The sequence below is a fragment of the Streptomyces solincola genome, assembly GCF_002982015.1.
Taxonomy (GTDB): Bacteria; Actinomycetota; Actinomycetes; order Streptomycetales; family Streptomycetaceae; genus Streptomyces; species Streptomyces solincola.
Genome location: NZ_PVLV01000587.1, coordinates 1 through 3,292, shown reverse-complemented (window position 1 = coordinate 3,292; position 3,292 = coordinate 1). Strand labels below are relative to the sequence as shown.

Genomic DNA, 3,292 nt, shown 5'->3' with positions numbered 1-3,292 from the left:
GTGTGGGGGTGGGTGTGTGGGTGGTCACGATGCGGCCCCGGTCTTCCTGCTCGTGTGGAGGTGCTGCGGCGCCGGCGAGGGGACGGTGTCCAGGCGGGTGCGCACGTCGTCAGCCTCGGCGGCGCCGATCTCGGTGAACACCGCCAGGGCGCGGGTCAGGTACTCGTCGGCCCGCGCGTGGTCGCCGCCGAGCGCGGCGAGGGTGCCGAGGACGTGCTCGGCCCTGGCGGTGTTGAGGCGCTGCGCGGTGGGCTGGGAGAGGGCGAGCGCCTCTCGGGCGCACTCCTCGGCGCGTTCCGGTCGCCCAGGCTCAGGTGCAGCGGGGCCAGTTCCAGCAGGACCGTGCCACGGGCGACGCGGTTGGCGTTGGTCTCGGCGTTGGCGCGGCCGACCTCGGCCGGCTGGACCGTGGCGGGCAGGGGCGCGACGTCGTCAGAGGAGACGGGCGGGCGGCCGCGCCGCTTGGACCGGATGACGGAGTACGCCGCCGACGACACGTAGCCGACCGCCATGCGCACCTCGCCGACCTCCTGGCCGCTGACGAGGAAGCGCATGTCGTAGGCGGCCGAACGGGCGGGGGCGCTCGCCCCGGCGGCACGGTCCGTGCTGACCCGCATGGTCAGTTCCGCCGGGTCGCCGGAGTGTGCGTGGAACAGTCCCGGCAGCCGCATCGACCACGACTGGAGGACGAACTTCGTGTCGTCGTCGACGCCCAGGTGCCGGTGGGCGCCGCAGGTCTCGGCCTGGCGGGCGCACTCCAGGAGGAGCATCGGGTCGATCACGCTGTGGCCGACGTGGTCGGTGAAGTAGGCGTGTGAGGAGGGGAGCTGGGCTCCTGCGAGGAAGCGCCGCCGGTCCACCGCCGCGGTGTCGGTGAGGAAGACCTCCGACAGGGCGCGGCGGTGAAGCAGGCGCCGGTCGACCGACCGGACGAAGTCGAGCTCCCGCAGAGCGGGAAGGAAGTCACTGGCGGTCACCGTCATCGGTGGGTAGCCCCTCTCTCGGGAGCGCGGCGTTCGGCGTCGCCGGCTCTCGGCATCTCGTGGTGGTGCGCCGCTGGGTGGAGACCTCCGCGGCGGATGAGTCGAAAACTGGCCACGGCGTCTGTCACCCCGCTGTCGGAGCGTGTAAGGGGGCCGGCTGGAGCGTCCCTGGAGGCCGACTCGACCGCGCCGGGGCCGGGGAGCGGGCACGCCGAAGCCGCGCCGGCGGAGGGGATCGGCGGCGCGGCTGGGCGGCTCGGGCGGGCTTGGCGTCCGGTGCGGACGCGGCGGGTCAGTTGGCCAGCAGGCCCTTGAGGACGGCCTCGTACTGGGAGGTGGTGGAGGAGGGAGAGCCGGAGGGGCAGAGCGGGTCGAGGCGGAGCCGGGCCAGGTCGCGGGTGGCGACGCCCCAGGCGTACCAGGTGGAGCGTTCCCAGGCGAGCTGCGGCGGGTTGTACCAGCCGTCGTCCAGGCCGCCGAGGACCAGGCGGGCCTCGGTCAGGCCGGGGCCGATCCGGTAGACGTCGCCGCTGAAGACGGAGGCGTAGACCTGGCCGAACTGCACGCTCAGTTCGCCGTAGCTGGGCAGGGTGCCGGTGGCCAGCACGGTGCGGGAGTCGAGGTCCATGGCGAACCAGGAGCCGGACTGCCGCTTGTAGACGCCGTACAGCACGCCGTCCAGGACCTCGATGTGCTGGAGGCTGGCGTTGCCGCCGATCGGGGCGGTCTCCCAGAGCACGGTGCCGCGCCGCAGGTCGAAGGCGGCGACGGAGGCGGCGCTCCGGGTGGGCGGGACGCTGCCGCCGCCCCAGGTGTCGCCGGCCAGATAGGCGATTTTCCGCCCCGGGCGGTCGTCGAGCGCCACCGCCATCACGCTCTGGTCGGGGATGACGTCCTTGTGCACGGTGAGGCGGCCGCGGGAGCGTTGCAGCAGGGTCAGCGCGCCCTTGAGGCCGCCGGCCGGCGGGGCGCTGGCGATGAGCAGCAGGTCGTCGCCGGAGACGTAGGCCATGTCGGTGGGGCGCTGCTGGCCGTTGTCGATGAAGCCGAGGGAGCGCACCCGTTCGCGGCCCGGGTCGATCTCCAGCAGTTCGGTGCTCGGGTACATCGCGGCGTAGACCCGGCCGCCGATCACCCGGATCTGCTTGGGTTCGCCGGGGATGCGGATGCGGTGGGAGGTGCCGCGGGCGGGGCGGTGGGTGGTGAGCGAGTAGTGGCCGCCGACGTGCACGGCGCCGCCCTGCTCGTAGGCGATGGACTGCACCGGGTCCGGGCCGGACAGACCGATGTCGATGAGTTCGACGACCTGCGCGGCGCCGGTGGAGCGGTCCATCCACCACAGCCGGCCGCTGCCGGCCGCGCCGAGCATGGTGTTCCCGGCGAGCGGGATCAGCGCGCGGTGCTCGTCGCCGGTGGCGGGCGCGGCGACCTCGGTGAGGGTGTCGCCGTCGCGGCGGTAGACGGTGCCGGAGGGGCGGCCGACGAGGTAGACGGTGCCGTCGTCGGTGACGGTGAGGGCGTCGGCGATGCGCTCGCCGGCCGGGATGGTGAGCACCCGGGCCGTGCCGCCGGCCGGGTCCATGTCGAGCAGGGAGCGGCCGAACAGGCCGTGGATCCGGCCGCCGTGGGCGGTGAGCGCGGCGGCGCCGCCGTACGGCTGGGGGGTGAGGTTGCGCTTGGCGCCGGTGACCCGGTCGTAGGCGACCAGGTAGCCCTGCGGCAGGGTGCCGGCGTAGACGTATCTGTCGTCGGCGGCGATGGCGCGGACGTAGCCCTCGCCGGGCTGCGCAGCGCCGAGGTTGCGCAGCTTGCCGGTGTCGGGCTTGTACTCCCAGACCTCGCCGCGCGGGCTGGTGCCGGCGTAGACGGTGCCGTCGGGGGCGGTGGTCAGGCACCAGACGAAGCCGCCGGCCGGGCCGATGGTGGCGATCCGGGCGGTGGTTCCGGTGGCCGGGTCGATGCGGTGGATGTCGGGGTACGGGTAGGTGCCGACGTACACCTTTCCGCCGGAGACGGTCGCCGCCCAGCCGCCGTCGCCCCGGTCCAGCCGGAAGGTGCGGGTCAGTCTGCGGGTGGTCAGGTCGATCTCGCCGACCAGGGTGGGGCTCTGGCCGCGGGCGACGACATAGGCACGGTCGCCCAGGACGGTGACGCCGACGATGGCCGCGGTGAGCGACGCGGTGCCGTAGGTGGTCACGGGTGCTCCGGTGCAGGCGTGTGCGGCGGTGGCCTGGTCGGCCGGTGAGGCCGGGGCGGCGGGGGCGGCGCCGCCCGGAGGGCCGCCGGCGGGCCTGGGTCCGGGTCTGGGG

Annotated in this window: 2 protein-coding genes and 1 pseudogene; all 3 read right to left on the bottom strand. The window is 74.5% G+C overall.

The window, feature by feature from the left end:
• Positions 1-24 precede the first annotated feature (24 nt).
• A pseudogene (locus C6N75_RS32305) lies at positions 25-246 on the bottom strand (hypothetical protein); the annotation flags it as partial.
• Positions 156-983 carry an AfsA-related hotdog domain-containing protein gene (locus tag C6N75_RS27670; protein WP_105871602.1) on the bottom strand — a complete coding sequence of 276 codons (828 nt, stop codon included), beginning with the start codon at positions 981-983 and terminating at the stop codon, positions 156-158. The gene C6N75_RS27670 and the pseudogene C6N75_RS32305, both read right to left, overlap by 91 nt.
• Positions 984-1,275: 292 nt before the next feature.
• Entirely contained in the window at positions 1,276-3,180 is a 1,905-nt protein-coding gene (locus C6N75_RS27665) for a PQQ-like beta-propeller repeat protein (protein ID WP_181160647.1), read from the bottom strand.
• Between the last annotated feature and the right edge of the window lie 112 nt (positions 3,181-3,292).

What these genes read in the sequence shown, in the direction of transcription:
- C6N75_RS27670 (WP_105871602.1), bottom strand. Translation starts at nt 983, where the DNA reads ATGACGGTGACCGCCAGTGACTTCCTTCCCGCTCTGCGGGAGCTCGAC.